Source organism: Glycomyces buryatensis (genome assembly GCF_004912275.1).
Classification (GTDB): domain Bacteria; phylum Actinomycetota; class Actinomycetes; order Mycobacteriales; family Micromonosporaceae; genus Glycomyces; species Glycomyces buryatensis.
The window spans coordinates 259,996-275,410 of the sequence record NZ_STGY01000083.1 but is presented as its reverse complement, the minus strand read 5'-3'; the positions used below and the strand labels follow the sequence as shown (position 1 = coordinate 275,410).

Genomic DNA, 15,415 nt, shown 5'->3' with positions numbered 1-15,415 from the left:
CATGTCGAACATCCTGTTCATCATGACCGGCGCCAATGAGTGGACCCTCGACGACGGGTCGCGGCACCTCACCGGGTTCTGGGCCGAAGAGGCCGCCGTCCCATTGGAGGCCTTCAAGAACGCAGGGCACACGATCACCGTGGCCACGCCCGGAGGCGTGGTTCCGCCCGTCGACGCGGGCAGCCTGAGCGACGACGACAATGGCGGGGCCGCGCGGGCCGCCGAGATCAGGGCGATCGTCGAGACCGCGCCCGAGTTCGCCACGCCGGTCGACCTGGCCGGGATCGTCACGGCCGACTTCGACGCCGTCTTCGTGCCCGGCGGGCACGGACCCATGGAGGACCTGGCCGTCAATGCCGATTCCGGCCGCGCCCTGACGGAGTTCGTCACCGCCGGCAAGCCCGTCGGCGTGATCTGCCACGGCCCGGCCGCCCTGCTCGCGGCCGTCGACACCGATGGCGTGAACTCCTTCGCCGGCCGCACGGTCGCCGCGTTCACGAATGAGGAGGAGCGGCTGGCGGGCCTGGCACCCAAGGCCAAGTGGCTCTTGGAGGACCGCCTCAGGGAAGCCGGCGTCAACGTCGTGGTCGGCGTGCCGTTCGAGCCCCACGTCGAGGTCGACGGCAATGTCATCACCGGTCAGAACCCGTCCTCATCCGCCCCCGTGGCGGACGCATTTCTCAAGCAGCTCTAAGGAATCGATAGTGACCAGCAATCTCTTCACGCCGCTGACCCTGCGCGGCACCACCTTCCCCAACCGGGCCTGGATGGCGCCCATGTGCCAGTACAGCGCGGCGGACTCCGGACCCGAGACCGGCGCGCCCACCGACTGGCACCTCCAGCACTACGGCTCCCGCGCCGCGGGCGGGCCGGGCCTGATTCTGGTGGAGGCGACCGGCGTCGTTCCCGAGGGCCGCATCAGCCCCTACGACCTCGGCATCTGGAACGACACTCAGATCGAGGCCCATCGTCGCCTCACCGCGTTCATGCGCGGACAGGGCGTCGTGCCCGGTATTCAGATCGCCCACGCGGGCCGCAAGGCCAGCACCGTCGGCGAGCTGAAGCCCGGGGACGCCCTGTCCGAGGCCGACGGGGGATGGGAGACGGTCGCGCCCAGCCCGGTCGCGTTCCCGGGACTTGCGACGCCGCGCGGGCTCAGCCGTGAGGAGGTCCGCGGCGTGGTCGAGGCGTTCGCGCGGGCCGCCCGCCGCGCCATCGCCGCGGGCTACGAGGTCATCGAGATCCACGGCGCCCACGGCTACCTGGTGCACCAGTTCCTCTCGCCCACCGCGAACCGCCGCGATGACGAGTACGGCGGCTCCTTCGAGAACCGCACCCGCCTCTCCGTCGAGATCGCCGATGCCGTGCGCGAGGCGGTCGGTGAGGACGTGCCCGTGTTCTACCGCCTCTCGGCCACCGACTGGACCGAGCCCGAGGGCTGGTCCGCCGACGAGACCGTGCGCCTGGCCGCGATCCTCAAGGAGCACGGCATCGACATGCTGGACGTGTCCAGCGGCGGCATGGTCCCCAAGGCTGACATCCCGGTCGGTCCCGGCTACCAGGTCGAGTTCGCCACTCGCGTGAGCCGGGAGGCCGGGCTGCCGTCCGCCGCCGTCGGACTCATCACTGAGCCCGGCCAGGCCGAGAAGATCCTGGCCGACGGCGAGGCCGACGCGATCCTGCTGGGCCGCGAGCTCCTGCGCGACCCGTACTGGCCGCACCGGGCCTCCCTCGAACTGGGCGACGTGCACCCGGTCCCGGCCCAGTACGAGCGGGCCGAACGCGCCCGCCACCGGAGCTGACGCCGACGCACCGCCGACGTCCCACGAGCGCCGGGCGACCACTCGTATCCTGCTGTCCTCAATGAACTGACACTTGAGGTTCGACAGGAGAGAAATGAACTGGTCGCCCGGCGTCCTCGTCCGCCACCGCCCGCTCGCGAGGCAGCTGTGGCCGGACTCCGCCGCCAGCGCACACCGGATCCACTACCGGGGCATGGGCTACGACGGCGAACGGCGCCTGGTCAGCGGGTCGGCGTTCATCCCGACCGGAACCGCCCCCGACGAGGGCTGGCCGGTCATCGGCTTCGCCCACGGCACCACCGGACTCAGCAATGCGTCCGCCCCGTCCCGGACCGGCCTCGCCCGCCTCGAACGAGAGCACGTCGACCGCTGGCTCGGCGCCGGATACGCCGTCGCCGCCCCCGACTACGAGGGCCTGTCCACCCCCGGCCCGCACCCGTACCTCAACGGCGAGGCCGTCGCCGACGACGTCATCGACGCAGTTCGGGCCGTCCGCGGCCTCGGCCACCCGATCGGCACCGGTTGGCTCGCCGCCGGGTTCTCCCAAGGCGGCCACGTCGCCATGCACGTCGCGAACATCGCCACCGGCTACGCGCCCGAACTGGACTACCGCGGCACCATCGCCGTCGCCCCCGCCGCCTGCGTGGGGGACCTCGTCGAGTCGCTGACCGCGGACGGGTCGGCGCCCCTGTCGCCGATCGTGATGCTCATCCTCGCCGGCGTCGGCGTCACCCGTCCCGACTTCGCGCCCGCGGAGTTCTTGACGCCCATCGGCATCGAGCTCCTGCGCTGGGCCGCCGGGGCGAGCCTGCGGGAGGCGTTCGGGGCCGTCCGCGGCATCTCCAACGACGAGGCCGGGACCACCGGGATCGCCGCCGTCCCCGAGATCGCCGCCATCCTCGAAGCGGTGAGCGTTCCGGTGACCTATCTGGATCGGCCCGTCCACATATCCGCCGGCATCGACGACGAGATCATCCCGCACCGGCCGGTCAGCCGCTTCGCTGCAGCGTTGAACAAGGCGGGCAACCACGTCGACTTCCGCGACCACGGCGGCGCCGACCACGCCGGAATGCTGGAGGCCGGCCAGGGCGACGCGATCGATTTCGGCTGGAAGCACCTGGCCGCCTCCGAGGCAGGCGGGCTCGATGTTCCGGCTCGCCGTTTCGACCTGCTCGATCGCTCCGGGGACGGCCGCCTCACCCGGGACGACTACGACGCCTTCGCCCTGCGACTGGTCCGATCGCTCGGCGAGGCGCCCCGTTCCCCGCGCGCCGCCGCCGTCCGCGACGGCTACCGAAAACTGTGGAACGCCGTGCGGGTCGGTGCCGACACCGACGGCGACGGCACCGTCAGCGGGGCCGAGTACCGCGCCTGGGCGGCAAGGGAATCCGAGGGTGACGGCGACCGCAATGGCTTCGCCACCGCCGTGCGTCCCCTCGCCGAGGCCGTCATCGCTCTGGTCGACGCCGATGGCGACCGCGTCCTGGACGAGGCCGAACTCGAGCACCTGTTGATCGCCTGCCGCATGAGCCCCGAGGAGACCGACCGCGCCGACCGCCTGCTCGACGCCAATGGCGACGGCAAGGTCACGGCCGACGAGATCATCGACGCGGTCAGGCGCTTCTGCATCGGCGAGGACGCCCCGGGGTCGTGGCTGTTCGGGCGCTTTTAGCGAAATCTCTAGGAAACGGCCTCAGTGGACGGCTCGACCTCGGCGGCCGGCCCGGTCCGGGTGATCCGGCCCGATTCCATGACCGCCACCCGGTGCGCGAAGCCGCGCACCAGGCCCATGTCGTGGCAGATGAACAGGTAGCCCAGGCCCAGGCGCTCCTGCAAGTCGATGAGCAGATCCAGGATGCCGTCGCGCAGGTCCGCGTCCAGCGCCGAGGTCGGCTCGTCGAGCACCAGCAGTTTCGGCTCGCCGGCGAGGGCGCGGGCGATGTTCACCCGCTGGCATTGCCCGCCCGACAGCTCGTGCGGATGCCGCTGCGCCAGTTCGGGATCGAGGCCGGTCATCGAGAGCAGTTCGGCGACGCGGGCCGGACTCGTCTCGGGGTTCCATTTGCCCTGGACGCGCAATGGCTCGGCGACCGCCTGCGCGGCCGTGAGCCTGGGGCTCAGTGAACCGTACGGGTCCTGGAGGACCGGCTGCATCGCCGGGCGCACCGCGCGGAGTGCCTTCTCGTTCAGACCCGTCAGTTCCTGCCCGTCGAAGTGGACGCTGCCGCCGCTGGGACGTCGCAAGTGGAGGACGGCTCCGGCGGTGGAGGACTTGCCCGAGCCGGATTGGCCGATGAGGGCCAGGGTCTCGCCGGCGGCGATGTCGAAGGAGACGCCGTCGACGGCCCGGTGCGGCCTGCCGCGTCGCAGGCCGCGGCGCCCGCCCGGGTATTCGACCACCAGGTCCCGGACCTCGAGCAGCGGCTTCGGTTCGGCGACGGGGGAGCGGGGCTTCTCGGCCGCCTCGACCGGTGGCCGGGTTTCGACCCGGCGTCCGTCCCGCATGGTCAGTACTCGGTCGGCGTAGGCCTGGACGACGGCGCGGTCGTGGGTGATGAGCAGGAGCGCCGCGCCGGTGGCGGCGCACCGCTCGGTGAGCAGGTCGAGGACCTGGTGCGCGGTGCCGACGTCGAGCGCCGTGGTGGGCTCGTCGGCGACGATCAGGCTGGGCGCGTTGACCGTCGCCATGGCGATGACGGCGCGCTGCCGCATTCCGCCGGAGAACTGGTGCGGGTAGTCGTCGGCTCGCTTCTCCGGCTCGGGGATGCCGACGGCGTCGAGGGCGGCGACGGCGGCCTGCCGTGCGGCGGCCCGGTCCAGGCCCTGGACCGATTCGACCGCTGCGGCGATCTGGTCGCCGACCCGGTGGACGGGGCTCAGCACGGTGAGCGCGTCCTGCGGCACGTAGCCGATCGAACGGCCGCGCAGACCCCGCATCACCTCGCGCCCGGCGCCGAGGACTTCCCGTCCGTCGATCCGGGCGGCGCCGGACGTCTCCGAACCGGCCGGGAGCATCCCGAGGATCGCCTTGGCGGTCAAGGACTTCCCGGCGCCCGAGGCGCCGACGAGGGCCACGCGTTCGCCGGGTTCGAGGGCGAACGAGACGCCGCGCACCGCTTCGTTCCCGTGCACGGTCACCCGCAGGTCGCTGACGTCCAATATCGACTTGCTCATGCGAGCGCCGCCTTTCGCTTCGGCAGGTGGGCCAGGTTCGTGGCCGACACCGTCAGTGCGGCCAGGGCGGCGATGGCCGCGGCCGGGGCCAACGCGGCGGCCGGCGCGGTCTCGACGTAGGCGCGCGATTCCTCCAGCAGGAGACCCCATTCGGGGGTCGGCGGCTGGGTGCCGAGGCCGAGGAAGCCGAGCGAGGCGATGGCGAGCGCGGTGCCGGGGAGCCGGAGCACGGCGTGGCGCGCGAGCGGCTGCGCCACTTCGGGGAGCACGTGCCGCAAGAGGATCCAGCGCGGGCTCGCGCCGAGGGCCCGCTGGGCGGTCAGGTATCCGGCGGCGCGCGCCTCCTGGGTGAGCGCCGAGGCGTGCGAGGTCAGGTTCGGCCATGACACCAGCGCGACCGCGATGGCCGCACCGGCCGTGCCCGGCCCCATCGCGGCGGCGACCAGGATGCCGATGAGGACCGGCGGCAGGGCGTTGCAGATGTCGGCGACGCCCGCCGCCGCGCGGGGCACGAAGCTCAGTGCCAGGGAGAACACGTATCCGAAGGCGCACACGGCGATCGCGGTGCCGACGGTATTGGCGGCGCCGTGCCCGAGGCGGGCCAGGACGTCTCGGCCGAGCGAGTCGGTGCCCAGCGGGTGCGTCCAGGACGGGCCGAGCAGTTTCGCGGCCACGTCGACGTGGAGCGGGTCGCGGAGCATGCCCCAGGCGACGACGGTCACGAGCACGGCCGCGAGGACCGCCGGGATGACGTACCGCTTCGCCGAGGCCGGACCGGGCTGTGGCGCAGGGAGACTGAGGGCGGCATCGCGCAGGCTGGCGCCGAGCAGGCGGCGCCGGGCGAAGTGCGCGAGCGCTCCGGCCGCGAGCCCGAGCGTCAGGAGCGCGAGTACGCAGCCTTGCAGGAGCGGCAGGTCCTGGGACTTGGCGGCGCCGAGCGCGGTGCGCCCGATTCCGGGGATCGCGAAGATCGTCTCGACCGCGACGGCCCCGCCGACCAGGGCGACCGCGACGAGCCCCAGCTGCGGCAGCACGGCCGGGAGCGCCCGGCGCAGCACGCCGAGCGCGATGCGCGATTCGGCGACTCCGGCGGTGCGCCACAGGCCCACCCACCGTTCCCCGAAGGCGCCCGGGAGCGCGTCGCCGACGAGGCGGCCGAGCATGGCCCCGGCCGGGATGCCCATTGCGACGGCGGGGAGGACCAGGTTCTGGGGGCCGGACCAACCGGAGGTGGGCAGCCATCCGAACCACACGCCGATGACGATGAGTCCGACGGTGCCGAGCAGGAATTCGGGCAGTGCCAGCAGCATCGCGCCGACCGCGCCGCCCGGTCGTCCCTCGGGGAGGGTGCCGCGGGCGCCGCGCACCAGCGTCGGCGCGCTCAACGCGGCGGCGATCGAGAGGGCGACGACCAGCGCCGCCGCCATGAGCGTCAGGGAGGTCCCGAGCCCGGCGGTCACCGCGGGTCCCACCTCGTAGCCGGACACCCAGGAGGTGCCCAGATCGCCGCGCACGAGTCCGGCGGCCCAGTCGCCGAGCAGCGCGAGCGGTCCGGCATCCAGGCCCAAGTCGGCCCGGATCGCTTCGAGCGCTTCGGGAGTGGCCTCCTGCTCGGCGGACTTGGCGCGCAGCACCGTCAGCGCGGGGTCGTTGCGGGAGAGCCACGGCAGGAGGCCGACGACGGCGAGGAGCGCGACCAGGGCGGCCGCGCGGGCGAGGGCGGTCTTCATTCAGCTCACGCCAGGTGGGTGTCGGGGCTGACGAGCTCCCGTTCGCGGGGGTCCTTGACCGAGTCGACCACGGTTGCGGCGTCTCCCTGGATGACCCGCTCGTGGAGGAGCGGGAGGGCGGCGTCGGTATTGAGGATCGCGGTCTCGGCGGCCAGGATCGCGGCGCGGCGCTCCTCGCCGGTGGGCGTGGAGGCGGCCTCATGCAGGGCGGTGTCGACGGTGTCGTCGGCGAGCTGGGAGAGGTTGAACGAGCCGTCGGAGGCGAAGTCGGAGTACATGTAGGCAGCCGGGTCGCCCGAGTCCAGGATGGTGGCGCGCGAGAGCAGGAACGCGTCGAAGGCGCCGTCGAGCGCGTCGGCCTCGATATTGGCGTACTCGCGAATGTCGAGCTCGACCTCGAATCCGGCGTCCTGAAGCTGCTGCTGGAGGACCTGGGCGACGTCGGGCAGCTCGGCGCGGTCGGTGAAGGTGCCCAAGGTGATCGACGCCGGCTCGGTGGCCGCGGCCGGTGCGGTGCGGCCCTCCCGGTCCGCGGCCCACGGGATCGCCGGGCCCAGCAGGCCCTCGGCGAGGTCGGCGCGGCCGTCGTAGACGCCCTCGACCAGCGTTTCGGCGTCGATCGCCTCGCGCGCGGCGGCACGGACGCCGGCGTCGGCGAACGGCCCGGTCGAGCAGTTGAGGTAGAGGGTGCAGGTGCGCGGCATGGGCACCTCGGTGATCTGGTCGGCCTCCAGCAGTCCGGCCTGGGAGACCGGGATGGCCTCCACGATGTCGGCCTCGCCCGCACGCAGCTTGCCGGCCCGGGCGGTGCCGTCGGGGACGAAGGACGCGTCGATCCCGGCGGCGGCGACCTCGCCGCCCCACCAGTCCTCGTTGCGGTCCAAGGTGGCCGAGACGGTCGAGTTCACCGCGGTGAGGACGAACGCGCCGGTGCCCGCGCCAATCGGGTTCACGATGTCGCCCTGGTAGGCCTTCGCGGCCAGGACGGACAGCTGCGGGGAGGACATCCGCTCGGGCACGAGCGGGTCGACCTCGGCGGTGGTGACGATGACGGTGTTCCCCTCGACCGCGATGGTCAGGTCGACGCCGTCGAGGATGCGCGGCTTCGGCGCGGCCGCGGCGGCGACCTCCAGCGCGTTCGCGACCGCCTCGGGGGTCAGGTCGGTGCCGTCGTGGAACCTCACGCCCTCCCGGATGGTGAAGGTCCAGGCGGCCCCGTCCTGCGTCCACTCGGTCGCCAGCGCGGGCACGGCGTTGCCGTCCGCATCGAGCACCACCAGCGTTTCGGCGGTGGCCCAGCGGGAGAGCTTGAAGGCGTCGTCGGTCAGCGGCGACAGGCCCGAGCGGGGCGGCTGCATGTGCGCGACCCGGATGCGCCCGGACGATTCGGCCCCCTCGCCGGATTCGGCGAAGCAGGCGGCGACGCCGAGGAGGGGGGCGGCGGAGGCGGCGGTCAGCAGCGAGCGGCGGGACACGGGCACGGGAGGACTCCAGGGGGATCGGGCGGATATCGTGCCTGGACATTACCGAAATGAAAACCGTGTTCATTTCTAGTAAGGATGGACTTGCCCCCCGTCACAATCGCGACCCGCAGTCGTGAATGCGACTGGGCGGTTCCGCCGATTCCCGGCCCCGAGATATGCGTGAACGCTAATGTCTGGTTGGGCCGCCCGGCGGGCGGACCGGAGGAAGCAGGACAACGGGGGAGGCGGCCATGGCCGCGCACAAAGAGCACACCGAACACGAACACCAGCACGGAGCCGGCTGCGGGCACACCGCGGTCCGGCACGGGAACCACGTCGACTACGCCCACGACGGGCACCTGCACACGTTGCACTCCGGCCACTGGGACGAATGCGAGACCAAGGGCCACCACGAGCACAAGCAGCACGAACACAAGCACGGATCGGCCTGCGGGCACGAGGCCGTGAAGCACGGCGACCACCTGGACTACGTCCACGACGGCCACCGCCACGCCGCCCACGCCGGCCACTGGGACGACCACTAGACGGCGACGGCCGCGAGCATTAGCTCGCGGCCGTCGAGCACCAGTGCGGCGCAATGCTTACGCGCGGGCTCGCCCCCGCCACAGCAGCCAGATGAAGTACGGCGTACCGATCAAGGCGCACACCAGCCCGGCCGGAATCTGGGCCGGGGCGATCACGGTGCGGCCCAAGGTGTCCGCAATGCTCACCAGCAGCGTCCCGAGCAGGACCGCGACCGGCAGCACCCGCGAATGCCGCGACCCCACCAGGGCCCTGGCCAGGTGCGGGGCGACCAGTCCGACGAAAGCGATCACGCCCACGACGGCGACCGCGGCAGCGGTCAGCACCGCCGCCGAGATCAGCAGCATCAGCCGGGTGCGCTCCAGCCGCACCCCGAGCACGCGCGGAGTGTCGTCGTCCAGCGCCAGCAGGTCGATCTCCCTGCGGTGCATTGTGATCAGCGGAAGGAACACGACCAGCGCCAAGGCGAGCGGCCAGAGCCGGTCCGCGGTGCGCCCGTAGGTGGTGCCCGACAGCCACGTCATGGCCTTCGGCGTGTTCCACGGGTCCGAGGCGAGAATGATGAGCGTGATGGCGGCCATGCCGATCGACCACACGCCGATGCCGATGAGGACGAGCCGGGCCGGATCGAGGCCCCCACGCCATGCCAGCGCGTAGACCAGCGCGAACGCGCCCAGGCCCCCCGCGACCGAGACACCGGTGATCGTCCACGCGCCCGAACCCGGGAAGAGCGTGATGAGCGTGACCGCGCCGACCCCGGCCCCGGCGGTGACGCCGAGAAGGCCCGGTTCCGCCAAGGGGTTTCGGCACACGCCCTGCGTGACCGCGCCCGCGCCCGCGAGCGCCGCCCCCGCGAGGGCCGCGGCGAGCACGCGCGGGAAGCGCTGATCGATGATCCACGTGTACGTCGACCCGGTCTGGCCGCGGATCCAGTTCCACAGGTCGCCCGCGAGCAGCAGCTTGTCCCCGGCGAGCATCCCGGCGAGCACCGCCGCGCCCACCGCGGTGGCGAGCCCGGCGACGATGAGGCCGAACGCGATCCGGCCCCGGTTCGCCGCACCGTGCAGGATCGCCGGGCGGTCTTCGCCGCCCGAGCTCCTGATCGACCGGGCCAGCCACACCATGACGGCGGCGCCGAGCAGGGTGGTGGTGACGCCGACGGGAATGACGAGACTGCGTTCGGCGCCGAACAGCGCCCGCAGTCCCAGGTCCGCGCCGACGATGACGATGGCGCCGCACAGGGCGCTGAAGGGAACCAGCAGCCGGTGGGGGAGCAGATCGGGAAGCCGCTGCGCGATCAGGCGCGCGACGACCGGAGCCGCGAGGCCGACGAAGCCGATCGGTCCGGCCACCGCCACCGCGCACGCCGCCAGCAGCAGCGAGCACAGGACGGCGATCAGCCGGGTGCGCCGGACGTGGACGCCGAGACCGGCGGCGGTGTCGTCGCCCAAGCGGAGCAGGTCCAGCCGGGATGAAATCGCCAAGGACACCGCGATCGCGATGAGCACCAGCGGCAGGGCCTGCAGCACCGGGGCGAAGCCGGTGAGGTTCAGACTCCCCGCACCCCAGGCGAACAGGCCCGTCGTCTCCTGCTCGAACAGGAGCAGCAGCAGCGTCACCAGCGAGTTCGCGGCCATCGCGGTCGCCGACCCGGCGAGGATGAGCCGAGTGGTGGCCGCGCCGCCGCCCGCCGACATCCCGAGGACGAGCGCGGCCGTCCCGGCCGCACCGACGAAGGCGACACCGATGTCGGGCATCAGCGGCAAGCTGACGCCGAGCACGACGACGACCGTGATCGCCAGGTACGCACCCGCGTTGACCGCGAGGGTGTCGGGACTCGCGAGCGGATTGCGCGCGACCGACTGGAGCAGGATTCCCGAGGCGCCCAAGGCGATCCCGACCAGCGCGGCCGCGGCCAGCCGCGGGAGCCGCGATCCCGACAGGACGTTCCACACGCCCTCGTCGGCCGAGCCGACGATCAATTGCAGCAGGTCACCGGTGTCGACCTGGGAGGTGCCCTGGGTCAGATGCATGGCCGCCAACGCGATCAGGGCCCCGATGGTGACGGTGAAGACCGTCGCCGTGGGAATGAGGCGGGTCCTCTCCGCGGCCTGGGCGTCCGGTCGCGCCGGCGGCGTCAGCGTCTGGCTCAACTGGTGTAGACCTCGGCGTAGAAGTCGAGGAGGACTTCACCGGAGGCGGGGCCGCCGAAGGTCCAGGCGCCGTCGGGCAGCTGGTACATGGTGCCGTCCTCGACGAACTTCAGCGAGTCCCAGATGGGGTTGCCGACGAGCTTCTCGTTGAAGATGTCGTCCTTGAACGAGTTGTTGTAGATGAAGTTGAGCTCGGTCTCCTCGAATTCGGCCATGCCTTCGACATCGGAGCTGCCCAGGCCCCAGGCGCCGTCGGTCTCGCCGTTCCAGGCGCTGGCCAGTCCCACGGCCTCGGCGAGCGAGCCCGCCATCGAGCCGGGGCCGAACGGGCGGATGGAGATGGTGGACCCGTCGTCCCAGCCGTCGGCGATGAAGTACGGGACGTCGGTGTTGCCGGCGGCCTCGATGGCGGCGGTGGTGTCGGCGACCTTGGCGTCGAATTCGGCCTTGAGCGTCTCGGCCTCGTCGGTCTTGCCGAGGAGGTCGGCGATCATGTCGACGTCGTCCCACATGCGGGCGATGTTGTCGGTCTCGTTGGAGCCCTCGGTGATGAGGACGGGCACGAACTCCTCGAGTTGGTCGAGGATGACCTCGTCGTCGATCTCCATGATGACCAGGTCGGGGTTGAGCTCGGCGATCGCGTCGACGGACGGCTCGTGGCGGATGCCGAGGTCGGTGACGGTGTCGTCGAGCGGCACGGCGGCGCCGGCCCAGGTGTGGTAGCCCTCGATGTCGGCGACGCCGACGGGCATGACGCCGAGGTCGGCGGTGATCTCCACTTCGGCCCATTCGAGGACCACGACGTCCTTGGCCGGGGCGTCGAGTTCGACGGTCCTGCCCTGCGAGTCGACGGTGGAGACCGGGCCGGTCTCGGCGGAGGCGTCATCGCTGCCGCCGCCGGTGTCCTCGGTGGTGCCGCACGCGGCGGTGGCGAGGAGGGCGGCGGCCAGCGCCGCGGGCACGGCGGAGCGGGCGAGGTGGTTCGTGCGCATCGGGTTCCTTCGGATACTTCGGGTGTCGGGGTGCTTCGGTTATTGCGAGGCGCTGGCGGCGAACCGCCGGCTGTGGCGGCCGATCGGGCGCGTCCTGAGCAGGCCGGTGGCGGGATCGGTCGCCACTTCGATGTCGATGCCGTAGGCGCGGGTGAGGTTCTCGGGGGTCAGGACCTCGGTCGGGGTCCCGGTGGCGGCGACGCGGCCGTCGTGGAGGAGCACCACGCGGTCGGCGACGGCGGCGGCCTGGTCGAGGTCGTGGAGGACGACGCCGACGGCGGTGCCGTGGTCGTCGGCGAGGTCGCGGATGAGGTCGAGGATCTCGACCTGGTAGCGCAGGTCGAGGAAGGTGGTGGGCTCGTCCAGCAGCAGCACACCGGTGTCCTGGGCGAGGCAGGAGGCGAGCCAGACCCGTTGGCGCTCACCGCCGGAGAGGGCCTCGACGCCGCGATCGGCCATGTCGGCGACGCCGCAGATGTCCATGGCGCGGCGGATCGCCGCGGCCCCGTCCTCGTCGCCCGCGCGCCACCGGCCCCGGTAGGGGTGGCGGCCGTAGCCGACGACGTCGATGACGCGGATCCCGCCGGGGACCGGCCGGGACTGGGCCAGCAGCGAGACGCGTTGGGCAAAGGCCTTGGGGCTCAAGGCCATCGCATCGGAGTCGTCGGGGAAGGCGACCGCGCCCGATTCGGGCCGGTGCAGGCGCGCGAGTGAGCGCAGCAGGGTCGATTTGCCGGACCCGTTGGGGCCCAAGAGCGCCGTGACGTGGCCGCCGCTCAGGGCGATGTCGGCCCCGTGCACGACGGTCTCGCCGTAGTAGGCGAGCTGGAGCGCGCGACCATTGAGTCCGACGTCATCAGGCATGTAGGTAAGGCTAGCCTATGTATCGCCTCGCTCCAATGGCCGCCGAACCGGAGTGATCTTGACCCCGCGCGGTCCCGGCTCGGCCGCCCCCGGGCGGAGGCCCGGCCGTCGCTGGCGCGTCGTGACCGCGTCTGACCTGGCGTCGTGCTTAGGGTGGCGCTTGTGGATGGACGAGAGTCGGGGGGCAAGGTCGAACATGCTGAAGAACAGTCGGACCTCGGTCGGATTCGGATTGGCGGGACTGGTGCTGGTCGCGTCGGGCCTGACCGCTTGCAGCGCAGGGCAGGTGACGCAGACGGCGGACACGCAGCCGGCGGTCTCGGGCATCAATGCGGACGCGGGAGACGTCTCCCTGCGGGACGTCCAGATCGTGTTCGGCGCCTCCGGTGCTTACGAGGAAGGCGACGACGTCCCGCTGCACCTCTGGATCGGGAACGAGGGCAAGGAATCGATCGTCCTGGAATCGGTGACGAGCCCCGCGGCGGAGTCGGTGTCGCTGGCGACCGGTCCCCTCGAAATCGAGACCGAGCCGGAGGAGAGCCCGTCCGAGGAGCACACCGACGAGGCCGAGGAGAGCCCCGGTGAGGAAGCGACGGACGAGGCGAGCCCATCGGAGTCCCCCTCGGAGGAGACCCCCGAGCCCGAAGGGCCGGAAGACGAGACGCCGGAAGACGAAGCGACCGAGGACGAATCGGACGAGACCGCCGGTTCCGGCGAGTTCGAGATCGAGATCGCGCCCGGCGGCTTCGTCAGGCTCTTCCCGGCGCAGGGCGACCACCTGGTGCTGGAGGGACTGAGCAAGTCGCTCAACATGAGCGAGAGCGTCGAGGTCGTGTTCGCCTTCTCGAACGGCGACGAGGCGACCCTGAGGGTCCCGGTCGGCACGCCGCCCGAGCCGCTGCCCCGCGAATACCTGGAAGAGGGCGAAGGCGGCCACTAAGTCGTGTTCACGAACTGAGGAAGGCTCCTGTTGAATCTGTTGTGTCGCAATGGATTTCAATAGGAGGCTTCTGTGTCGAGCGTAGCAGGGCGCGGGGATCTGACCGATAAGCAATGGGCCAGGCTGCGCCGGTGGATCCCTACTCCGGCCCCGACTGGGCGGCCGATCACCAGGTCACGACGGGTACTGTTCAACGGCGTCGCCTGGCGGGTCCGGGTCGGCTCGCCTTGGCGGGACGTGCCCGAGCGCTACGGTCCCTTGCCGACGGCCTACCAGTTGTTCGCCGCCTGGCAGCAGACCGGCGTCTGGGCACAGATCACGAAGCTCATTCTCGCCCTGCTCGACGTGGAAGGCCACCTGACCTGGACGGTCAGCGTCGACTCCACGACCATCCGCGCGCACCAAGCCGCCGCCGGAGCCAGGCACCGGCCAGCGCCCGGCGAACCCGACGACCACGCCCTGGGCCGCTCGCGCGGCGAGCACCACGCGGAGGAGGTACTGCATTCTTATGCGAACCCAAACGCCCAGCTAGACGCAGTTCTCGATCGCCTCGAAGACTCGCTTGAGGCGGACAAGCGGTCTTCAGGCCCTTCTTAGCGGTCCCGATGGGGCGGCGAAATCTCCGTTGTGGACGCACCGCCGGTGCCACCGCGTTCCTTGCATCGGCTCAGGTAAGCAGATCAGCCATCGCTGGAGACCCATTTCGGGTATCGGGCCGTCCACTGGTCGAGTGTGTCGTTCTCGATGGCGTCCCACAGTGCGTCGGCCGCCCTCCGCTCCTCGCCCTCGTGAATCTGGACGGTCGACAGCGGCGCACCGTTCCACGTGATCGGCTCCGAGGTGGACGGCACGTTGAGCGAGGTGATCTTGCTCGGGTCGACGTCCCGCATCGCGATGATGAGGTCCGTCAGACTGGCCTCGCCCAAATCCACGGTGAGCTGCTTACCGAAGCCGTTGAGCAGCTCGATCGCCTTGGCCGGGTCCTGGTGGTAGTCCTGCTCTCTGGCCTCGACCAGGATCGACTTGACCGCCTGCTGCTGCATTTTGGCGCGGCCGTAGTCGCCGCCGCGGCCTTCGGCCCAGTCCGATGGCCAGTCCCACTGCTCGCGCTCGCGCACCAGGAAGAGGGCCTCCTCCTTCCCGTAGTCGGCGCACCCCTTCGGGAAGACCTTCCCGGGTTGGCTCGAGGCGATCTCGTGCCACAGGCACAGCTCGATCTCGCCGACCACGTCGATCAAGTCGATGAATCCCTCGAAGTTCGCCGTGGCCGCCCCGTGGAATCGCACCCCGCTGAGGTTGTAGAGCGTCTCGTTGAGGTTGTCCAGCGCGTGGTGCCAGTCCCCGACGGTGCCAGCGTGGTTGAGTTTGAACTCGCATGGGCCCTCACCCCAGCCGCAGTCGGGGATCTCGACCCACAGATCGCGTGGGATCGAGATCAGGTACACCTCACTCAGATCGGCGTTTACGTGCGCCATGATGACCGTGTCGGTGCGCTTGTGAGCGCCCTGCCCATCGAGCCCGAGGATCAGGAAGTTGAGCGGGCCGGAGATACCCTCCTCCGTGTCCTCGATCTCGACGCGGTTGTCCCCGAGGACGTTCTCCTTCTTTACCGCGTTGTCCGTCGTGTACTGCATGAACTGTCCGACGACGAACCCGCCGCCGGCGACCACCATGGCAAGGGCGCCACCGAACAGCAATACAAACGCCCACCAGGGGGCTCGGTCCTCTCGTGCCATTGGGCCTCCTCGGTCAGG

General features: G+C 71.3%; 13 protein-coding genes. 6 read left to right on the top strand and 7 right to left on the bottom strand.

The features are described from left to right. Position 1: 1 nt before the first annotated feature. The 3 genes from FAB82_RS26085 to FAB82_RS26075 all read left to right on the top strand — a co-directional run bounded on the left by FAB82_RS26085 (position 2) and on the right by FAB82_RS26075 (position 3,474). Entirely contained in the window at positions 2 to 694 is a 693-nt protein-coding gene (locus FAB82_RS26085) for a type 1 glutamine amidotransferase domain-containing protein (protein ID WP_136537488.1), read from the top strand. A 10-nt stretch (positions 695 to 704) separates the two neighbouring features. Continuing rightward, positions 705 to 1,802: an NADH:flavin oxidoreductase/NADH oxidase gene (locus FAB82_RS26080; RefSeq protein WP_246039847.1), complete on the top strand. Its 1,098-nt coding sequence runs from the start codon at positions 705 to 707 to the stop codon at positions 1,800 to 1,802. Between the two features lie 94 nt (positions 1,803 to 1,896). Continuing rightward, positions 1,897 to 3,474, top strand: a complete 1,578-nt coding sequence (locus tag FAB82_RS26075) for a lipase family protein (protein ID WP_136537585.1) — start codon at positions 1,897 to 1,899, stop codon at positions 3,472 to 3,474. Between the two features lie 8 nt (positions 3,475 to 3,482). Here the strand turns inward: FAB82_RS26075 and FAB82_RS26070 are convergent, their stop codons facing one another. Genes FAB82_RS26070 through FAB82_RS26060 form a run of 3 tightly spaced genes read right to left on the bottom strand, consistent with a single transcriptional unit; the run spans position 3,483 to position 8,187 of the window. Beyond that, on the bottom strand, positions 3,483 to 4,976 hold the full coding sequence (locus FAB82_RS26070; protein ID WP_136537486.1) for an ATP-binding cassette domain-containing protein: 1,494 nt from the start codon (positions 4,974 to 4,976) through the stop codon (positions 3,483 to 3,485). Next, on the bottom strand, positions 4,973 to 6,706 hold the full coding sequence (locus tag FAB82_RS26065) for an ABC transporter permease subunit (protein WP_136537485.1): 1,734 nt from the start codon (positions 6,704 to 6,706) through the stop codon (positions 4,973 to 4,975). The genes FAB82_RS26070 and FAB82_RS26065 overlap by 4 nt, the downstream gene beginning before the upstream one ends. Positions 6,707 to 6,711: 5 nt before the next feature. Continuing rightward, positions 6,712 to 8,187 (bottom strand): ABC transporter substrate-binding protein, encoded by a 1,476-nt coding sequence (locus FAB82_RS26060; RefSeq protein ID WP_211116867.1) that lies wholly within the window; start codon positions 8,185 to 8,187, stop codon positions 6,712 to 6,714. Positions 8,188 to 8,420: 233 nt separating this feature from the next. Between FAB82_RS26060 and FAB82_RS26055 the strand changes: the two genes are divergently transcribed. Continuing rightward, a complete protein-coding gene (locus FAB82_RS26055) occupies positions 8,421 to 8,714 on the top strand; it encodes a hypothetical protein (RefSeq protein WP_136537484.1) in 294 nt (97 codons plus the stop codon). Positions 8,715 to 8,771: 57 nt separating this feature from the next. On the opposite strand, the gene FAB82_RS26050 is transcribed toward FAB82_RS26055, so the two are convergent. Genes FAB82_RS26050 through FAB82_RS26040 form a run of 3 tightly spaced genes read right to left on the bottom strand, consistent with a single transcriptional unit; the run spans position 8,772 to position 12,721 of the window. Beyond that, positions 8,772 to 10,865 carry an iron ABC transporter permease gene (locus FAB82_RS26050; RefSeq protein ID WP_211116866.1) on the bottom strand — a complete coding sequence of 698 codons (2,094 nt, stop codon included), beginning with the start codon at positions 10,863 to 10,865 and terminating at the stop codon, positions 8,772 to 8,774. Then, positions 10,862 to 11,857, bottom strand: coding sequence for an ABC transporter substrate-binding protein (locus FAB82_RS26045; RefSeq protein ID WP_136537483.1), 996 nt, complete (start codon positions 11,855 to 11,857; stop codon positions 10,862 to 10,864). The genes FAB82_RS26050 and FAB82_RS26045 overlap by 4 nt, the downstream gene beginning before the upstream one ends. Positions 11,858 to 11,896: 39 nt before the next feature. Further along, complete coding sequence (locus tag FAB82_RS26040; protein ID WP_136537482.1) at positions 11,897 to 12,721, bottom strand: ABC transporter ATP-binding protein; 825 nt, start codon at positions 12,719 to 12,721, stop codon at positions 11,897 to 11,899. Between the two features lie 196 nt (positions 12,722 to 12,917). Here FAB82_RS26040 and FAB82_RS26035 point away from each other — a divergent pair, with 196 nt between their 5' ends. Next, the gene (locus FAB82_RS26035) at positions 12,918 to 13,661 is read left to right on the top strand and encodes a copper chaperone PCu(A)C (protein WP_136537481.1); all 744 of its coding nucleotides are present in this window, start codon (positions 12,918 to 12,920) and stop codon (positions 13,659 to 13,661) included. A gap of 72 nt (positions 13,662 to 13,733) precedes the next feature. Beyond that, a complete protein-coding gene (locus FAB82_RS26030) occupies positions 13,734 to 14,258 on the top strand; it encodes a transposase (protein ID WP_136537480.1) in 525 nt (174 codons plus the stop codon). A gap of 83 nt (positions 14,259 to 14,341) precedes the next feature. Here FAB82_RS26030 and FAB82_RS26025 read toward each other — a convergent pair whose 3' ends face one another. Further along, positions 14,342 to 15,397, bottom strand: a complete 1,056-nt coding sequence (locus FAB82_RS26025; protein ID WP_136537479.1) for an LCP family protein — start codon at positions 15,395 to 15,397, stop codon at positions 14,342 to 14,344. Positions 15,398 to 15,415: the final 18 nt, after the last annotated feature.

What these genes read in the sequence shown, in the direction of transcription:
- FAB82_RS26025 (WP_136537479.1), bottom strand. Translation starts at nt 15,397, where the DNA reads ATGGCACGAGAGGACCGAGCCCCCTGGTGGGCGTTTGTATTGCTGTTC.
- FAB82_RS26035 (WP_136537481.1), top strand. Translation starts at nt 12,918, where the DNA reads ATGCTGAAGAACAGTCGGACCTCGGTCGGATTCGGATTGGCGGGACTG.
- FAB82_RS26075 (WP_136537585.1), top strand. Translation starts at nt 1,897, where the DNA reads ATGAACTGGTCGCCCGGCGTCCTCGTCCGCCACCGCCCGCTCGCGAGG.
- FAB82_RS26040 (WP_136537482.1), bottom strand. Translation starts at nt 12,721, where the DNA reads ATGCCTGATGACGTCGGACTCAATGGTCGCGCGCTCCAGCTCGCCTAC.
- FAB82_RS26055 (WP_136537484.1), top strand. Translation starts at nt 8,421, where the DNA reads ATGGCCGCGCACAAAGAGCACACCGAACACGAACACCAGCACGGAGCC.
- FAB82_RS26045 (WP_136537483.1), bottom strand. Translation starts at nt 11,857, where the DNA reads ATGCGCACGAACCACCTCGCCCGCTCCGCCGTGCCCGCGGCGCTGGCC.
- FAB82_RS26085 (WP_136537488.1), top strand. Translation starts at nt 2, where the DNA reads ATGTCGAACATCCTGTTCATCATGACCGGCGCCAATGAGTGGACCCTC.
- FAB82_RS26065 (WP_136537485.1), bottom strand. Translation starts at nt 6,706, where the DNA reads ATGAAGACCGCCCTCGCCCGCGCGGCCGCCCTGGTCGCGCTCCTCGCC.
- FAB82_RS26070 (WP_136537486.1), bottom strand. Translation starts at nt 4,976, where the DNA reads ATGAGCAAGTCGATATTGGACGTCAGCGACCTGCGGGTGACCGTGCAC.